The 14,299-nt window shown below is 60.4% G+C and carries 13 protein-coding genes; 6 read left to right on the plus strand and 7 right to left on the minus strand.

Annotated elements, in window-relative coordinates; all coding sequences use genetic code 11:
- Nucleotides 1–148 precede the first annotated feature (148 nt).
- From folE2 to HU727_RS10760, 5 genes are read left to right on the plus strand one after another with little or no spacing between them, the layout of a single operon-like run.
- On the plus strand, nt 149–1,045 hold the full coding sequence (gene folE2 / locus HU727_RS10740) for a GTP cyclohydrolase FolE2 (RefSeq protein ID WP_186531191.1): 897 nt from the start codon (nt 149–151) through the stop codon (nt 1,043–1,045).
- Nucleotides 1,042–1,710, plus strand: a complete 669-nt coding sequence (locus tag HU727_RS10745; protein ID WP_186531193.1) for a metal ABC transporter ATP-binding protein — start codon at nt 1,042–1,044, stop codon at nt 1,708–1,710. Before folE2 ends, HU727_RS10745 begins: the two co-directional genes overlap by 4 nt.
- The gene (locus HU727_RS10750) at nt 1,710–2,579 is read left to right on the plus strand and encodes a metal ABC transporter permease (RefSeq protein ID WP_186531195.1); all 870 of its coding nucleotides are present in this window, start codon (nt 1,710–1,712) and stop codon (nt 2,577–2,579) included. Before HU727_RS10745 ends, HU727_RS10750 begins: the two co-directional genes overlap by 1 nt.
- 11 nt (nt 2,580–2,590) lie before the next feature.
- A complete protein-coding gene (locus HU727_RS10755; RefSeq protein WP_186531197.1) occupies nt 2,591–3,466 on the plus strand; it encodes a metal ABC transporter substrate-binding protein in 876 nt (291 codons plus the stop codon).
- Nucleotides 3,463–4,023, plus strand: coding sequence for a gamma carbonic anhydrase family protein (locus tag HU727_RS10760; RefSeq protein ID WP_186531199.1), 561 nt, complete (start codon nt 3,463–3,465; stop codon nt 4,021–4,023). Before HU727_RS10755 ends, HU727_RS10760 begins: the two co-directional genes overlap by 4 nt.
- A gap of 102 nt (nt 4,024–4,125) precedes the next feature.
- Here HU727_RS10760 and HU727_RS10765 read toward each other — a convergent pair whose 3' ends face one another.
- Nucleotides 4,126–4,644, minus strand: a complete 519-nt coding sequence (locus HU727_RS10765) for a DUF3617 domain-containing protein (RefSeq protein WP_186531201.1) — start codon at nt 4,642–4,644, stop codon at nt 4,126–4,128.
- 131 nt (nt 4,645–4,775) lie between these two features.
- On the opposite strand from HU727_RS10765, the gene cls reads away from it, so the two are divergent.
- Nucleotides 4,776–6,215, plus strand: coding sequence for a cardiolipin synthase (gene cls, locus HU727_RS10770; RefSeq protein WP_186531203.1), 1,440 nt, complete (start codon nt 4,776–4,778; stop codon nt 6,213–6,215).
- A 23-nt stretch (nt 6,216–6,238) separates the two neighbouring features.
- On the opposite strand, the gene cfaB is transcribed toward cls, so the two are convergent.
- From cfaB to HU727_RS10800, 6 genes are all read right to left on the minus strand, one after another.
- Entirely contained in the window at nt 6,239–7,426 is a 1,188-nt protein-coding gene (gene cfaB / locus HU727_RS10775) for a C17 cyclopropane fatty acid synthase CfaB (protein WP_186531205.1), read from the minus strand.
- A gap of 177 nt (nt 7,427–7,603) precedes the next feature.
- Entirely contained in the window at nt 7,604–9,514 is a 1,911-nt protein-coding gene (locus tag HU727_RS10780; RefSeq protein WP_186531207.1) for a heavy metal translocating P-type ATPase, read from the minus strand.
- Entirely contained in the window at nt 9,511–10,560 is a 1,050-nt protein-coding gene (gene hflK, locus HU727_RS10785) for a protease modulator HflK (protein ID WP_186531209.1), read from the minus strand. The genes HU727_RS10780 and hflK (HU727_RS10785) overlap by 4 nt, the downstream gene beginning before the upstream one ends.
- Nucleotides 10,557–11,597: a protease modulator HflC gene (gene hflC, locus HU727_RS10790; RefSeq protein WP_186531211.1), complete on the minus strand. Its 1,041-nt coding sequence runs from the start codon at nt 11,595–11,597 to the stop codon at nt 10,557–10,559. Before hflC ends, hflK (HU727_RS10785) begins: the two co-directional genes overlap by 4 nt.
- Complete coding sequence (gene hflK, locus HU727_RS10795) at nt 11,594–13,555, minus strand: protease modulator HflK (protein WP_186531213.1); 1,962 nt, start codon at nt 13,553–13,555, stop codon at nt 11,594–11,596. The genes hflC and hflK (HU727_RS10795) overlap by 4 nt, the downstream gene beginning before the upstream one ends.
- Nucleotides 13,556–13,731: 176 nt before the next feature.
- Nucleotides 13,732–14,205, minus strand: a complete 474-nt coding sequence (locus HU727_RS10800) for an Lrp/AsnC family transcriptional regulator (RefSeq protein WP_186531215.1) — start codon at nt 14,203–14,205, stop codon at nt 13,732–13,734.
- Nucleotides 14,206–14,299 lie beyond the last annotated feature (94 nt).

Below are 14,299 nucleotides of genomic sequence, written 5' to 3' on the forward strand. Positions count from 1 at the left end.
ATCAGCGTTTCACGTGGAACGTGGAACGTGGAACGTTGAGCAGTGAGCAATCTCTGCTGGCACACATGAAAACGTGTTCATCAAAAAGCTGTCGTCGTTTGAATTGTTATAATGTAACATTGAATTCGATCATTACGACGGTCCGAACATGAATTCGCTGACACTTCCTGATATCGCCACACAAAACTCCCGCCAAGCGCTGCCGCTCGAATGGGTGGGAATGCATGGCATTGCGTTACCCGTTTTGCTAGAGGGCCAACGCGTTAGCGCCAAAGCTGATGCGGGGCTCAGTCTTGATGATGGCGAGGCACGCGGAATTCATATGTCACGACTGTATCTGGCGCTGCAGGCGCTCGAATACGAGAGCCTTTCTCCAGCGTTATTGCTGCGAGTACTCAAGCAATTCCTGCAGAGCCATGAAGGTTTATCGCAGTGCGCCTACCTGAATATCCATTCCGATTTGCTGCTGAAAAGAACCGCCCTGATCAGCCCGCTGGCGGGTTGGAAGTCCTATCCCGCAACCATCTCAGCAAGCTTGAAACAGCAAATGTTCCACGTGGAACTTAAAATCGAAGTGCCTTACTCATCGACGTGCCCCTGTTCCGCCGCGCTGGCCAGGCAGTTGATCCAGCAGCAATTCGTCGATGACTTTGCCAATAAAGCCCTTCAGCATGCAGATGTATTGGCGTGGCTTGGCTCGACTAAAGGCATCGTAGCCACGCCTCATAGTCAACGCAGCTATGCGCAACTACACCTGCACCTCGATGGATTTGTTGATGAGCTCCCGCTGACAGCAATTATCAACGACGCCGAAGCCGCCCTCGGCACCGCCGTCCAAACCGCTGTAAAGCGTGCCGACGAACAAGCTTTCGCCCTCGCCAATGGACAGAATCTGATGTTCTGCGAAGACGCCGCCCGGCGCCTCAATCTTGCCCTGCAGCGCACGCCCGGAATCAATCAATTCCATATAAGGGTGATTCATGCCGAAAGCCTTCACGCCCATGACGCCGTTGCCGAGAGCAGCTGGAAACGGGAGCATCTATGATCCGCTGCCAAACGCTCGTCTGGGGCGCGCCAGGCCAACCGCTGACCACGCCGTTGAGCCTTGAGCTGGAAAGCGCCAGCCTCACCGCCATCATCGGCGCTAACGGTTGTGGCAAAAGCAGCCTCTTGAAAGTCATCGCAGGGCTGCAAAAACCATTGAGGGGCAGCGTAGCCATGAGGGTGCCGCGTCAAAGCGGTATCTCTTTTCTGCCGCAGCAACTGCACCTGGATCGCCAGTTTCCCATCAGCCTTGAAGAGTTGGTTGCCGCCGGTTTCTGGGGCCGTCGACTCTCGGCGCAATTGCGCACACAGCGACTGAAGAACGCCTTGGAAGACTGGCATCTCAGCGGGCTCGAACAACGTCCCTTAATGGCACTGTCGGGCGGTGAGTTGCAGCGCGCCCTCCTTGCCCGCTTGAGTCTTGCGGATGCGCCGGTGCTCCTGCTCGATGAGCCGCATGCTGCGCTCGACGAACTGGGTCAACGTCTCCTCTGGCAGCACATACACGCCTGGCATACCGAAGGACGGACCGTCGTCGTGGTCTGCCACGACCTGGCCGCCGTTCGCCAGCACATCCCGCGCACGCTGCTGATCAAAAATGGCCAGTGTATATACGGCCCGAGTAGCGAGTTGATCCAGCAGACGCCGCACATGCAGGTGGCCTGATGCTCACCGTCGTCAGCCATTTCTGGCAGCCGTTCAACGAATTCATGTTCATGCGCCGCGCTCTGCTCGGCGGATTGGTATTGGCGTGCAGCACTGCGCCTCTAGGCGTTTTCCTGATTCTCAGGCGCATGAGTCTGATCGGTGATGCCGTCGCCCACGGCATTCTCCCGGGCGCGGCCTTAGGCTTCTGGTTCGCCGGTCTCAGCCTCCCCGCGCTCACGCTCGGCGGCCTCGGGGCGGGCCTGAGCATGGCCGGTCTAGCGGCGTGGATTACCCGGCGAACCGGTTTGCGCGAAGACGCCAGTCTCGCCGCGATCTATCCCATCTCCCTGGCCAGCGGCGTGCTGATTCTCGGTATGGCAGGTAAACGCCTCGACCTTTTGCATCTGCTGTTCGGCTCAGCGCTCGCCGTGGACGGCCCGACACTCAATGGCATGTTATGGGTCTCTGCGTTCAGCTTGATTGCCATGGCACTGATTTACAAACCCCTGTTGCTGGACACCCTCGACCCGTTGTTCTTGAGAACTGTCAGCCGTCTCGGTCCGCTCGCCCATGGTGTATTTCTGACCCTGGTCGTACTCAATCTGGTGATCGGCTTCCAGGCCATCGGCGCGCTGATGGTGGTTGGCCTGATGATGCTCCCCGCCGCCGCCTCAAGATTCTGGAGTCGCCGTTTACCCGCCCTGATTGCCGTTGCGGCTGGCATGGGATGCCTGTCGGTGTGGCTCGGTTTGCTGCTGTCGTTTTACTACTCGCTACCCAGCGGTCCGGCCATTGTCCTGGTCGCCGGCGCCGGCTATCTGCTCTCCGTCGTGTTCGGACCGGTTCACGGTCTGCTGCGCCGCCCGACTTTGCTCACGTCTCAATGAGGTGTTTCCCGATGCGCGCTTTACTTGTGCTGTTCAGCCTGATGTTGTCGATGTCTTTATCGGCAGCCGAAAAACTGCCGGTGGTCACCAGTTTCAGTATTCTCGCCGACATGGTCCATCAGGTCGGTGGCGAGCATGTCCAGATCACCAGCATGGTCGGGCCGGATGCCGATGCCCACACCTACGAACCGACGCCGGACGATGCCAAGGCCCTGCTCAAGGCCAAGTTGATTATCAAAAATGGCCTCGGTTTCGAGCCGTGGCTGGATCGCCTGGTGGCCAGCACCGACAGCAAGGCCCCGGTCATCAGCGCCAGTCGCGGTGTTATCCCGCGCTCGCTGGATGAGGACGGCGAAACCGTGCCCGACCCGCATGCCTGGCACAACCTGGCCAACGCCGAGCTGTACGTAGCCAACATCACCAAGGCGCTGGTGACGGCTGACCCGGCAAACAAGGGCGACTATGAGCGCAACAGCCAAACCTACCTCAAGCAGATCCATGCGCTGCTCGCCGAAGCCAAAAGCAAACTCGGTGCGCTGCCACCGGGCAACCGCAAGATCGTCACCAGCCACGATGCGTTTGGTTATCTCGGCCAGGCCTATGGCATCGACTTCATGGCGCCACAGGGTCTGTCCACCGAACGCGAACCTTCCGCCGCCGAAGTTGCCGCGCTGATTACGCAGATTCGCCAAGCCAGGGTCAAAGCGGTATTCATGGAAAACATCAAGGACGCGCGCCTGCTCAAGCAGATCGCTGATGAGAGTGGCGCGCAGATCGGCGGCACGCTGTACTCGGACGCGCTCGCCGCGAGCGGTCCGGCCAGCACCTTCATCGGGCTGTTCGAATACAACCTCAATACCCTCTTCAACGCGTTGCGCCAGCCATGATCCGCAAGAACCCGTCCGGCGATCTTCCGCGCATTGCCGAGTCGGCTTACGTCGATAAGACAGCGATCATCTGCGGCAAAGTGATCATTGGTGAAAACGTTTTCGTAGGGCCTTATGCGGTGATCCGCGCCGATGAAGTGGATGCCTCGGGCGAGATGGAGCCGATCACCATCGGCGCCAACTCGAATATTCAGGACGGCGTAGTGATTCATTCGAAGTCCGGCGCAGCGGTGACCATCGGCGAGTTCAGTTCCATCGCCCACCGCTCGATCGTGCACGGCCCATGCGTGGTTGGCGACCGCGTATTCATCGGCTTCAACAGCGTGCTGTTCAACTGCGTGGTTGGCGATGGCTGCGTGGTGCGGCACAACTCGGTCGTCGATGGCCGCGATTTGCCGGATGCGTTTTATGTGCCCTCGACAACCCGCATCGGGCCCAATACCGATCTCTCGCTGTTTGCGCCGGTGAGTGTCAGCGCTTCGGAGTTTTCCGAGGATGTGGCGCGGACGAATGTTGATTTGGTGCGAGGTTACAAAGCACTGCAGAACGAGTTTTGAGCGGTAGAGGGTTTAGCTATGCGGCGCCCTTGCTGGCGTCTTCGCGAGCAGGCTCGCTCCCACCGTTGAGCCGCGTTCCAACGATGGGAGCGGCATGAGGTTTTAAGCGCGGGGTTTTACCGCGCCGCAATCCTGACCCAGCCACACCGCGCGGGTTTCCAGACTGCCCTTCTGGTTGATGCCAATCGCGTTGAATGTGCCATTGGCGACGGTGGTGAATTCCCGGTCACTGAGGAATGTCGCCACGCCAGTGCCTTGGGCTTTCGGGCAGCTGAAACGGAATTTCCATTGGTTGCCGGTTCGCTCGGTGATCTGCTGTTTGCAGCCCGACTGCGGATCGGCCAGCGGGATATCGTTGGTCGCCACTTGCTGAGGCGTCAGACAGGCGCGGATGCCTTTACCGCCGATGTTGATGCCATTCTTCTCAAGCGCCGCGCGTTGCTGCGGTGTGATCTGGCCTTGAATCTTGCCAAGGATCGATTGCACATCCATCGCCTGGTCATCGACTTTCAGATTGCTCGAAGACATTTCCCATAGGCCCGGCTGGAGCATTTGCGCCTGCGCAATCACCGGCAATGCCAAACCCAGGCCCAGCGCCATACCCAGCAGACGAACGTTCATCGACAAACTCCTAATCAGTTGTGGCCGTTAGACGCCGGCCGGATGCTTCGGTTCATGCCCCAATTAAATAGCGACATTCGCGGCAGAACATGGTCTGTTAAGCATTGATTTTCGCGGAGCAAGGCTGCCCCATGGATTATTTTGGACCGCATATCTTCGGTTACCTGATCGCCCTGATACACGCCCTGGGCTCGATCGCTGCGATCCACGCGGTACTCACCGTGCGCACAGCGCAAGGCTCGATCGCCTGGGCATTGTCGCTGATCTTCATCCCCTACCTCACGCTTATTCCGTACCTGGTCTTCGGCCGTAGCACCTTCGACGGTTACATCAAGGCACGGCGCCAGGCCAACGAACAAATGCGCCTGGCGATCTCTGAACTGAACTGGCGCCCCTGGGTGGAAGAAGCGCTGACAGCACGAGCATCGAGCGCCTACGCCTCCCTGCGCGCCATGCCGAAGCTGGGCCGGATGCCTTGCCTCGCCAATAACGAAGTCGAACTGCTGGTGAACGGCTCCGCGACCTTCAATGCGATCTTCCAGGCGATCGAGCAAGCCAGGGAAGCGGTGCTGATCCAGTTCTTCATCATTCATGACGACCGGCTCGGCCAGCGCTTGCGTGATTTGTTGCTGAAGAAAGCCGCCGAAGGCGTGCCGATCTATTTGCTCTACGACCGCATCGGCAGCCATGCCCTGCCCCACGCCTATGTGCAGGCGCTGCGCGACGGCGGCGTCGAGGTCAAGGCTTTCGCCACGCGCAGCGGCTGGCTCAATCGCTTTCAGGTCAATTTCCGTAACCATCGCAAAATCGTTGTGGTCGATGGCGTCGTCGGGTTCGTCGGTGGACATAATGTGGGCGACGAATACATGGGCGAGAAACCGCCTCTGGCACCCTGGCGCGACACCCACGTGAAAGTGCGCGGCCCCGTGGTGGCGTGCATGCAGGAATCATTTGCCGAAGACTGGTTCTGGGCCGCGCGCACCCTGCCGCCTCTGATTTTGCCGGATGAATACCCGGCGGACGGCGTGCTCTGCCAACTGCTCGCCAGTGGCCCGGCCGACGCCTATGAAACCTGCTCGCTGTTCTTTGTCGAAGCGATCCACGCAGCCACGCAACGGGTGTGGATCACCAGCCCTTACTTCGTGCCGGACGAAGCCGTGTTCGCGGCCCTCAGGCTGGCGGTGCTGCGCGGCGTCGATGTGCGCCTGTTGCTGCCGTCCCGCCCGGACCACCGCATCGTCTATGCCGCATCCAGTCTGTATGCATTTGAAGCAGTGCGCGCCGGCGTACGGGTGTTCCGTTATCGACCCGGTTTCCTGCACCAGAAAGTGGTGTTGATCGACAGCGAGATCAGCGCGATCGGCAGCGCCAATCTGGATAACCGCTCGTTCCGCTTGAACTTCGAAGTGATGCTGCTGACCGTTGACAGCGACTTCGCCGCCGCCGTGGAACACATGCTCAATGAAGACTTTGCCCTGTCGGACGAAGTCGCCAAAGGAGAAAGCCGGGAGATCCACCGCCTGCAACAGGTCGGCATGCGGATCGCCCGGCTGATTTCACCGATCCTCTGAACCTCGCGCCCAAGGTGTGAGCTTCAAGGATGGTAGATATCGTCCCGCGTCCAGGGCAGTTCGTGGCTGCCATCCGGGTGCGCTTTCACGGCGAGGATCTGATGGAGGTTGATCCAGCCCCGTGCGAATGCATAAGCGCAACCGGCCAGGTACAAGCGCCAGATGCGCAACGCTTGCTCTGGCACCAGTTTCGCTGCGGCTTCGAGGTTGTCCTCCAGCCGTTCGCTCCAGTGATCGAGTGTGCGTGCGTAATGCAAGCGCAGGCTTTCAACATCGACAATCTCCAGCCCCGCCTCACTGATCTCGGCGGAAATCATCGCCACGTGGGGCAACTCGCCGTTAGGGAATACGTATTTCTCAATGAAGTCTCCGGCACCGCGTCCCACCGGACGACCGTCAGTGTGCTTGGCGGTAATCCCGTGATTCATCACTAGCCCGCCCTCCTTCACCGCGCCGAAGAGCGTTTTGCAGTATTCGGCGAGATTGGCGTGACCGACGTGCTCGAACATGCCGACGCTGACGACCTTGTCGAAACGGCCGTCCTGCGGCAGGTCGCGATAGTCGAGCAGCTGCAGTTCGATCTGGTCTTCCAGACCTTCGGCTTTAACCCGCTCGCGCGCCAGCGCCAGTTGTTCCTTGCTCAAGGTGATACCAAACACTTTTGCGCCGAACTCCCGCGCCGCGTAACGCGCAAGACCGCCCCAACCGCAACCGACATCCAGCAGGTACTCACCCGGCTGCAAACGCAACTTGCGGCACAGATGACGGAATTTGGCTTGCTGCGCCTGTTCGAGGGTTTCGCTACCGGTTTCGAAGTACGCGCAGGAATACGCCATGTCGCTGTCCAGCCAGAGCTGATAAAACGCATTCGACAGGTCGTAGTGGTAGGAAATGGCCTTGGCGTCGGTGTCCTTGTCGTGATGCGCACGGACTGGCTGACTGCCGTCGTCTTCGTCGAGCAGCGCGCTGCTCAATTCGTCGCAGACCCGGATGACCTCGCTGATTGAGCCCTCCAGTTCCAGCTTGCCTTCAACGAACGCCGCACCCAGTGCATCCAGGCTCGGGTGGGTGAACTGGGTAACCATCTGCGGGTCCTTGACGACGATGGTAACGCTGGGCGCCGGGCCCAGATTGAACTCATGGCCATCCCAGAGCCGCAAGCGAAGCGGGAGCTGCAGATTCTGTAGGGCCGGTGGAAGTTGCGCGAGCATGGAAAATCCCCCCTTGTTTCAGACGCCTGTTCTGAGGGTAGACCAACCTGAAAAAATAGCAGGCTATCGATTTGATTAGCCTTGTCTATCAATTGCGGCGCCTCGGCTAACCACCTGAAATGACGCGCCTTACGATAAAGGACTGTCGGCGCGTCCCCCAGTTCGATGAATTTTCTTTCATTTTCCGTGCGCATCGAGCTTGAGCAGCGGCTCCTGAAAACGTAGCAACCGACCGGCGTTACCCAGCACCAGCAAAGTGCTCAGGTTGTGCAGCAACGCCGCAATCATCGCCCCGGCTGCGCCGAGCCAACCGAAGGCAGCAAACAGCACGATTGCCAGCGTCCAGCCCAGGCCGATGATGACATTGACCTGCAAGGTGCGTCGGCACTGACGACTCAAGCGTACACAGGTGCCGAGACGACGCAAGTCACTGCCAATCAGTACGATGTCTGCCGACGCCAGGGCAATATCCGCACCGCCGGCGCCCATTGCCACGCCGACCACGCCAGCCTTGAGGGCGAGGGAATCGTTGATGCCATCACCCACCACCATTGGGCGAAAACCGTGATCGATTTCCTTGAGCACTCGATTGAGCTTGTCCTCCGGTAGCGCTTGGGCCTGGACTTCATGCAATCCGACTTCTTGCGCCAAGGTTCGGGCAACACTGTGGCGATCCCCCGTGAGCAGCAACTGTCGCCCCAATCCCAACTCACGCAATTCATTGAGGGCAAATCGCGCCTCGGGTTTGACGCTATCAGCCAGCAACAGCCAGGCAAGGAATTCACCGTTCAACGCCAGGCCGGCGATCGGCCCGTCGTGGTCAGGCACGGCGGTCGTGGTGATGCCCAGTTGCGCGAACAACTCCGGGCGACCCAGCGCTGCCTCGCCCCGCTCCGTCATCGCAACGACACCCAGGCCCTGGCGCTCGTGAATATCCTCTAACGGCCAATACCTTTGCTGATCGATCAGCGCAGACAGTGCGCGACTGACCGGATGACTGCTCGCAGCGCCAAGGCTGGCGGCCAGCGCTTTCACGTCACCAGCGTCCGCGTTCAAGCTGTCGATCGTCTGCAAACGCAAGGTGCCGTAAGTCAGCGTGCCGGTCTTGTCGACCACCAGAGACGTGAGATCGGCCAATTCTTCGAGGAAAGCCGAACTGCGAATCAGAATTCCGTGACGTGCCGCCACGGCCACACCGGCAATTGCCGTCGCTGGTGCCGACAACACCAAGGCACATGGGCACGCCGCCACCAACACCGCGAGCATCGCTTGCGCATCGTTGGTCACGAACCAGGTCACCGCCGCCAGCAGCAACACCAACACCATGTAACTGCCGGCATAACGCTCGAGCAATCGGGTGATCGGCGGTTTGGAGCGTTCGGCGTTTTGCATCAGGGCGATGACTTTGCCTAACGTGGACTCATCGCCGGTGCGAGTCACTTCGATGCGCAGCAGGCCATCCAGATTGATCGCACCGCCGAACACTGCCATGCCGACGCCCGCTTCCACCGGCACCGATTCGCCGGTAATCGAAGCGGTGTCCAGACTCGCTTGGCCGGACAGCACCCGACCGTCCGCCGGCACCCGATCACCGGCACGCACCTCGACGATGTCGCCGGCCGTCAGTTTGCCGTTATCCACCTCGACGAGCGAACCGTCCGCTTGAAGCTTTCGCGCGTGGCTGCGGGTCAACTGACCCAGGGCGTAAATCGCTTCCTGGGAACCGATGACGCTGCGCTCTTCGAGCACATGCCCAAAGATCATGATGATCGGCAGCAGCGCGGCGGTAAGGAGATCGCCAGTCGCCCACGCCCCGAGCATCGCCAGCGCAATCAATTGATCGGTAATGCCGTGCAGACTCGGATAGCGCAAGCTAAACCACGCTGACCGCATCACCGGAACCGCCACCAGCAACGAGGCGAAACCGAGGAGCAACTGACTCACACCCAGTTGCTGCGGCAGCATCCAGCGCCAGAGCAAACCCAGCCCTAAAAGCCCGAGCGCAAGCATCGCCAGGGTCAATTGGCGCGCGGCACGACGTTGTTCAGCCGAGGACAACAGGCTCGGCGCAGCAGTGGTCGCAGTCATTGACTGGCTCCCTGAATGATCAGTCGTGAATCGTCTTTTGGGTTCACGGTAGTGACAGAACCGGCCTGACCCAGAATCTTCGGCAGACGCTCGCGATACAGGCGCAAAAGCGTTTGCGGGTCGCTAGACTTGGCCAGACCGGAAACGGTTGCGGTGTCGGCAGATGCTTTTGCAAGGCGCTCGCCGGCCTGAGCGTGAGCCACTTGCAAGGTACGATCAGCCTGCTCGTTAGCGGTCTGGGTGAGTTTTTCCGCATCAGTGCGCGCGTTGGCCACGGCTTTGTCGGCCTGCTGACTCGCGGTCAAAACCGCGTTGAATGCGCTGACTGCGGGCTCCGGCAGACTCGATTGCACATCGACCCGCGCGACTTCAATGCCAATGCCTTGACCGCTGGCCTTCAATTGCGCGAGTCGTGCGTTAATGCCTTGCACCAGATCACCACGCAATCGCTCGCGACGCTCGGCAGCCTGATTGTCAGCGCCAATCAGTTCCGGGCGAGCGACGAGAATGGTGTCCAGATCTCGCGCTGCGGTCAGCGCCACGGCACTGCGCGTCACCAGCCGGTCCAGCGCAGGCAGCACATGTTCACCCTGCAGCACGAACGCATGGGGATCAGTCACTTTGTAAAACACCCGTACATCGAGTTGCACCACACCGGCATCACCGGTCAATAAATAACCCGATCCGGCCAGAGCGTCGCTCAGCGGTGTGGCAAAGGAAGCGACGCGATCCGCCTTGAGCGCCTCATCGCTACGCAACAGGTTTTCCACGCGGCGCTCAATCACCCGGTCTGCGGCCGGCAGCAACACAACCTGTTCAAACGGCTGCGGCCATGCCAACAGCAGGCCGGCATTCTGAATGCGATCCAATGCCCCAAAGTGCAAAACCACCGCACGATCTTGCGGATCAATTTTCCGCACATTGGAAAATGCCCACGCCAACGCGGCTAGGACAGTTACCGCATACAGGGCAATGAAAGCCAGACGTCCCGCTTGAATCCAGGGACTGTTCAACGCATATGTTCCACGTGGAACTTCTTCGCTCATGGTTGCGACTCGGATGTCTTGTCGAATGATGGCGGGCCATCCACCAGCACCCGGAACGGTGCGGCGTCGGTGCGCAGAATCAACTTGGTGTCCGGTGTGACAATCGTGCCAAGGGTGTCGAGCGAGCGCAGCAGGTTGTACAGCTGGGGTGAACTGGCGTAAGCACGCCCATAAATCTGTGCGGCCTCGACGCGTGATTGCGCTTCGATGTCGGCCGCTTTCACGGTTGCATCGGCCTGCACGATTCGCGCATCGCGCTCAGCCGCGGAGCGGATTTGCGCCGCTTCGCGTTTGCCGATGGCTGTGCGCTCGGTCGCAATGGTTTCACGCTCGGCGCGCATGCGGTCGACCGTCGCGGCGAGCGTTACGGAGGGCAAGGTGAGTCGCTCAATTCCGACCTGCACCACGCGTACGCCGTACGTGGCGAGCAATGGCTGCTCGATCTGCTGACGTAGCTGCGCTTCGAATTCGGCAATGTGCACCTGGCTCGCGTCCGTATTGACCAGATTGGCCAAGTCGAAACTGCTGGCCGTGGTTTCCAGTGCCGAACCGACAAAGGTGCGAATCTGCCGCGCCGCTTCGTCCGGCTGATTCTGCACCGCACGCATGAAGCGCTGCACATTGTCAGGGTCGCCCTGAACCTGCCACGCCACGTAAGCCTGAACAATAATGCGCAAGCCATCGCGGGTGCCGACGTCCTGCAAGCCGCTGGACGTCGTGCGCAGCCGCAGATCGACCGGCACAGCCGCTTCAAAAGGCGCGGGCCAGCGCCAGCTCAAACCAGGATCAAGCAAGACCCGCGACGGGTTACCGAATCGGGTGATCACCGTCGCTTCACCGGAGCGCACCTGCACCAGACTCGCCGCAGCGATGGCAAACGCCACCAGCAACGCGCCCCAGCCCATGCGTCGCCACGGAAACGGCCCCGCTTCTTGTGGATCACCGTGGTGGTGATGGCCATGATGATGGTGATGCCCGCCATGGCCATGATCGTGGCCGCTGTGGTCGTGGGCATCGTGAACAGGCGACTGACTCAATGGGTGGCTCCTGGTCGAGCGGTGGTGCGCGCCGGCGTCGGGTCAGCCGGCAGCGTGAAGGTGCGCAAATCAATGGTCGGCGCATTAGCGCTGCCGCCCAATCGATGATCGAGTACCAGCAATCGGGCTTTGCTCAAGCCTTGGCTGAGCTGACTGAAATACTGCTCGAGAACAAAAGCCTGGCCGGCATTGGCAAAGGCTTTCTGCTCGGCGCTGAACTTCAAATCCGCCGCTTGCGCAGCAGCATTGATTTCCCGTGCGTTGGCAGTCGCCTGATCATGCGCGGTGCTCGCTTGCAACTGCGCCTGGTTGCTGGCTTCAGCTGCCGCACCGCGCTCGCGAGCGATCAACGCCTGCGCACCAATCTGTGCCGCTTGCACACTGTGGTACGCATTGGCGGCACCGGCCGGGGGATGGATGGCTTCGACGACCGTGGCGAGAATTTCCACGCCGCTGTCGAGCGTGTCTAAATCGCTTTGCACGGCGCGACCGATTTCATCAGCCAGTCCTGCCCTGTCATCACCGAGCAAACCGTCGAGTGTGCGCGAGGCGAAATCGTGAACCAGAATGCGGCTGGCGGTACTGCGAATCAGTGTCGGCACGTCGGCGCTGTTGTAGGTCGCGGCGAGTGCCGCCTGGTCGCTCAGACCGATGCGATAAACGAAGCGCACGTCCATGTTGACGATTTGCAGGCCCTGCTGCGCGCCACGGCTGCTGGCGATGACCTGAGACTTGTCGTTAACGTGGCTGGCGTCCCACAAACGGTTGGCCGTCATCGGCGCGGGGCCTTCAGCGGAATCAGTCGGCACCGCGACCGACTTGTCGCCAACGCTGGTAGCCAGCTCATGCACTACGCCGTTTTCAACGTTCAGCACACGCCCCAACGGCCAGGGCAACCCGAGGTGCAAACCAGGACCGAAGACTTGCACGGGTTCGCCAAAACGCTCGTAGACACCACGACCTTGCAGGGGGATTTCATGCACGCCAGTCAGCAGCCAACCGAACGCCGTGACCACCGCCAGCACCGGCAGCAACGCCCGGCGCATGAAACTGAAGGCCCAGATCTGGCGCAGATCGATGCCAAAGCGGTTGTGCAACTCATGCTGCAACGCAAGCCACGGCCTGGGCGGCCAGCGCAGCATGTCGGCAATAAAACTGCGCGCCAGCAAGGTTGGTTCGAGTTGCTCGCGACGCGGGCTGAAGACGGACAGGACCGCACGCAACAGCAATTCGACGGCTACCAATAGCGGCAGGATGGCACTGAGCACCGCAACACGAACCGGCCAGACAGCGTTCTCACTGGCAAACAACAGGCAAAGCGCACCGACCACCAGAGTGGCGATCACCACCCGCGTCAGTTGCGCGAGCGCAGCCGCTTCGGGCCATTGCGCTGCCGGCTCCTGAGCCAACTGCCGCTCCACCACCAGCAAACCAAACGCCAGCAACAGCGCCAAAGCTGCGCCGACGCTCGCGGGTAACCCCGACGCCGCAGCCGGTAAAGTCAGGTCCCAGGCCCAGTCGATGCTGAATACCACCAGCAGCGCCCATCCGCCGAGCCACAATGTCGCCGGGCCAATTTGCCCAACAATATGTCGGCTGCGCTGACTCAAGCGATCCAGAAAACGCTCGTACCAGCCGACCGGTGCGCCGCCCTCCTCCTCGACCGCCGCTTCCGGCACCGTTGGGTTCATCACCCGAGCGCGCCACTGCGTTACCCACCATGCCGATTGCAACCCGGCGACCAGCACCAGCAACGCTGCACTTTGGTTAATCAGCAACGGCAACCACAGCGATTGCGGCGCAAACAGCCCAATAAAGAAGGCCAACACCCAGCCCAGCCCGGCCAATCCACCGAGGCCGTAAGCCAGTCTGCGCAACCTGCGGCCCTGTGCGGCGGCCTGTTGAAAGCGCGGCAGCCCCGCCACTTGCGTGGCGTCCACCTCAAGATCGACTTGCATATCACCCCGATTACATTGGCTCAGCGTTCAAGTCGTTACGATATAACGCAATACGTGAAATATTCGTACACAACTACAGGTATTCAAAGACGCTATAGCTGTCGCTTGGCTGAACCTAATCGAAATGCGCCGCCTATGTGGGAGCGAGCCTGCTCGCGAACGGGTTCTACTCGTTATCAAGCCGGAAGATGGCCAAGCGGCAATGCCCCCGCCGCCTTCACCGTGTGGATCGCAAAGTTGCTGCGAATGTCGCTGACCCCTGGAAGCTTAAGCAGGTAACCACTGACGAACCGGTCGTAAGCGCGCAGATCAGGCACGACCACCTGCAGCAGAAAATCCGATTCCCCGGACACCAGAAACGCCGAGATCACCTCGGGCAGAGCAATGACAGCCGCATAAAAAGCCTCGGCCCGCTCATCGTTGTGCCGCTCGACCTTAACCCCCACAAACACCGTCAGCCCCAGCCCGACTTCGTCGCGATCCAGATTGGCCTGGTAGCCGCGAATCACGCCCGCCTCTTCCAGCATGCGCACCCGACGCAAACACGGCGAAGCCGACAGGCCGATTTCGTCTGCCAACTCGACGTTGCTCAGGCGCCCGTTGCGTTGCAGTGCGGCGAGAATCTTGCGGTCATAGGCGTCGAGTTTCATGTTTGGCAGATTCCGATAGGAAGGGTGCTGAAAACCAGCAGGTTATGCCAAACCCTCACCGTTTTGAAGCTGACTACGCAAGCACCTGCCCCGC

The organism is Pseudomonas khorasanensis (assembly GCF_014268505.2).
In the GTDB taxonomy this organism is placed as follows: domain Bacteria; phylum Pseudomonadota; class Gammaproteobacteria; order Pseudomonadales; family Pseudomonadaceae; genus Aquipseudomonas; species Aquipseudomonas khorasanensis.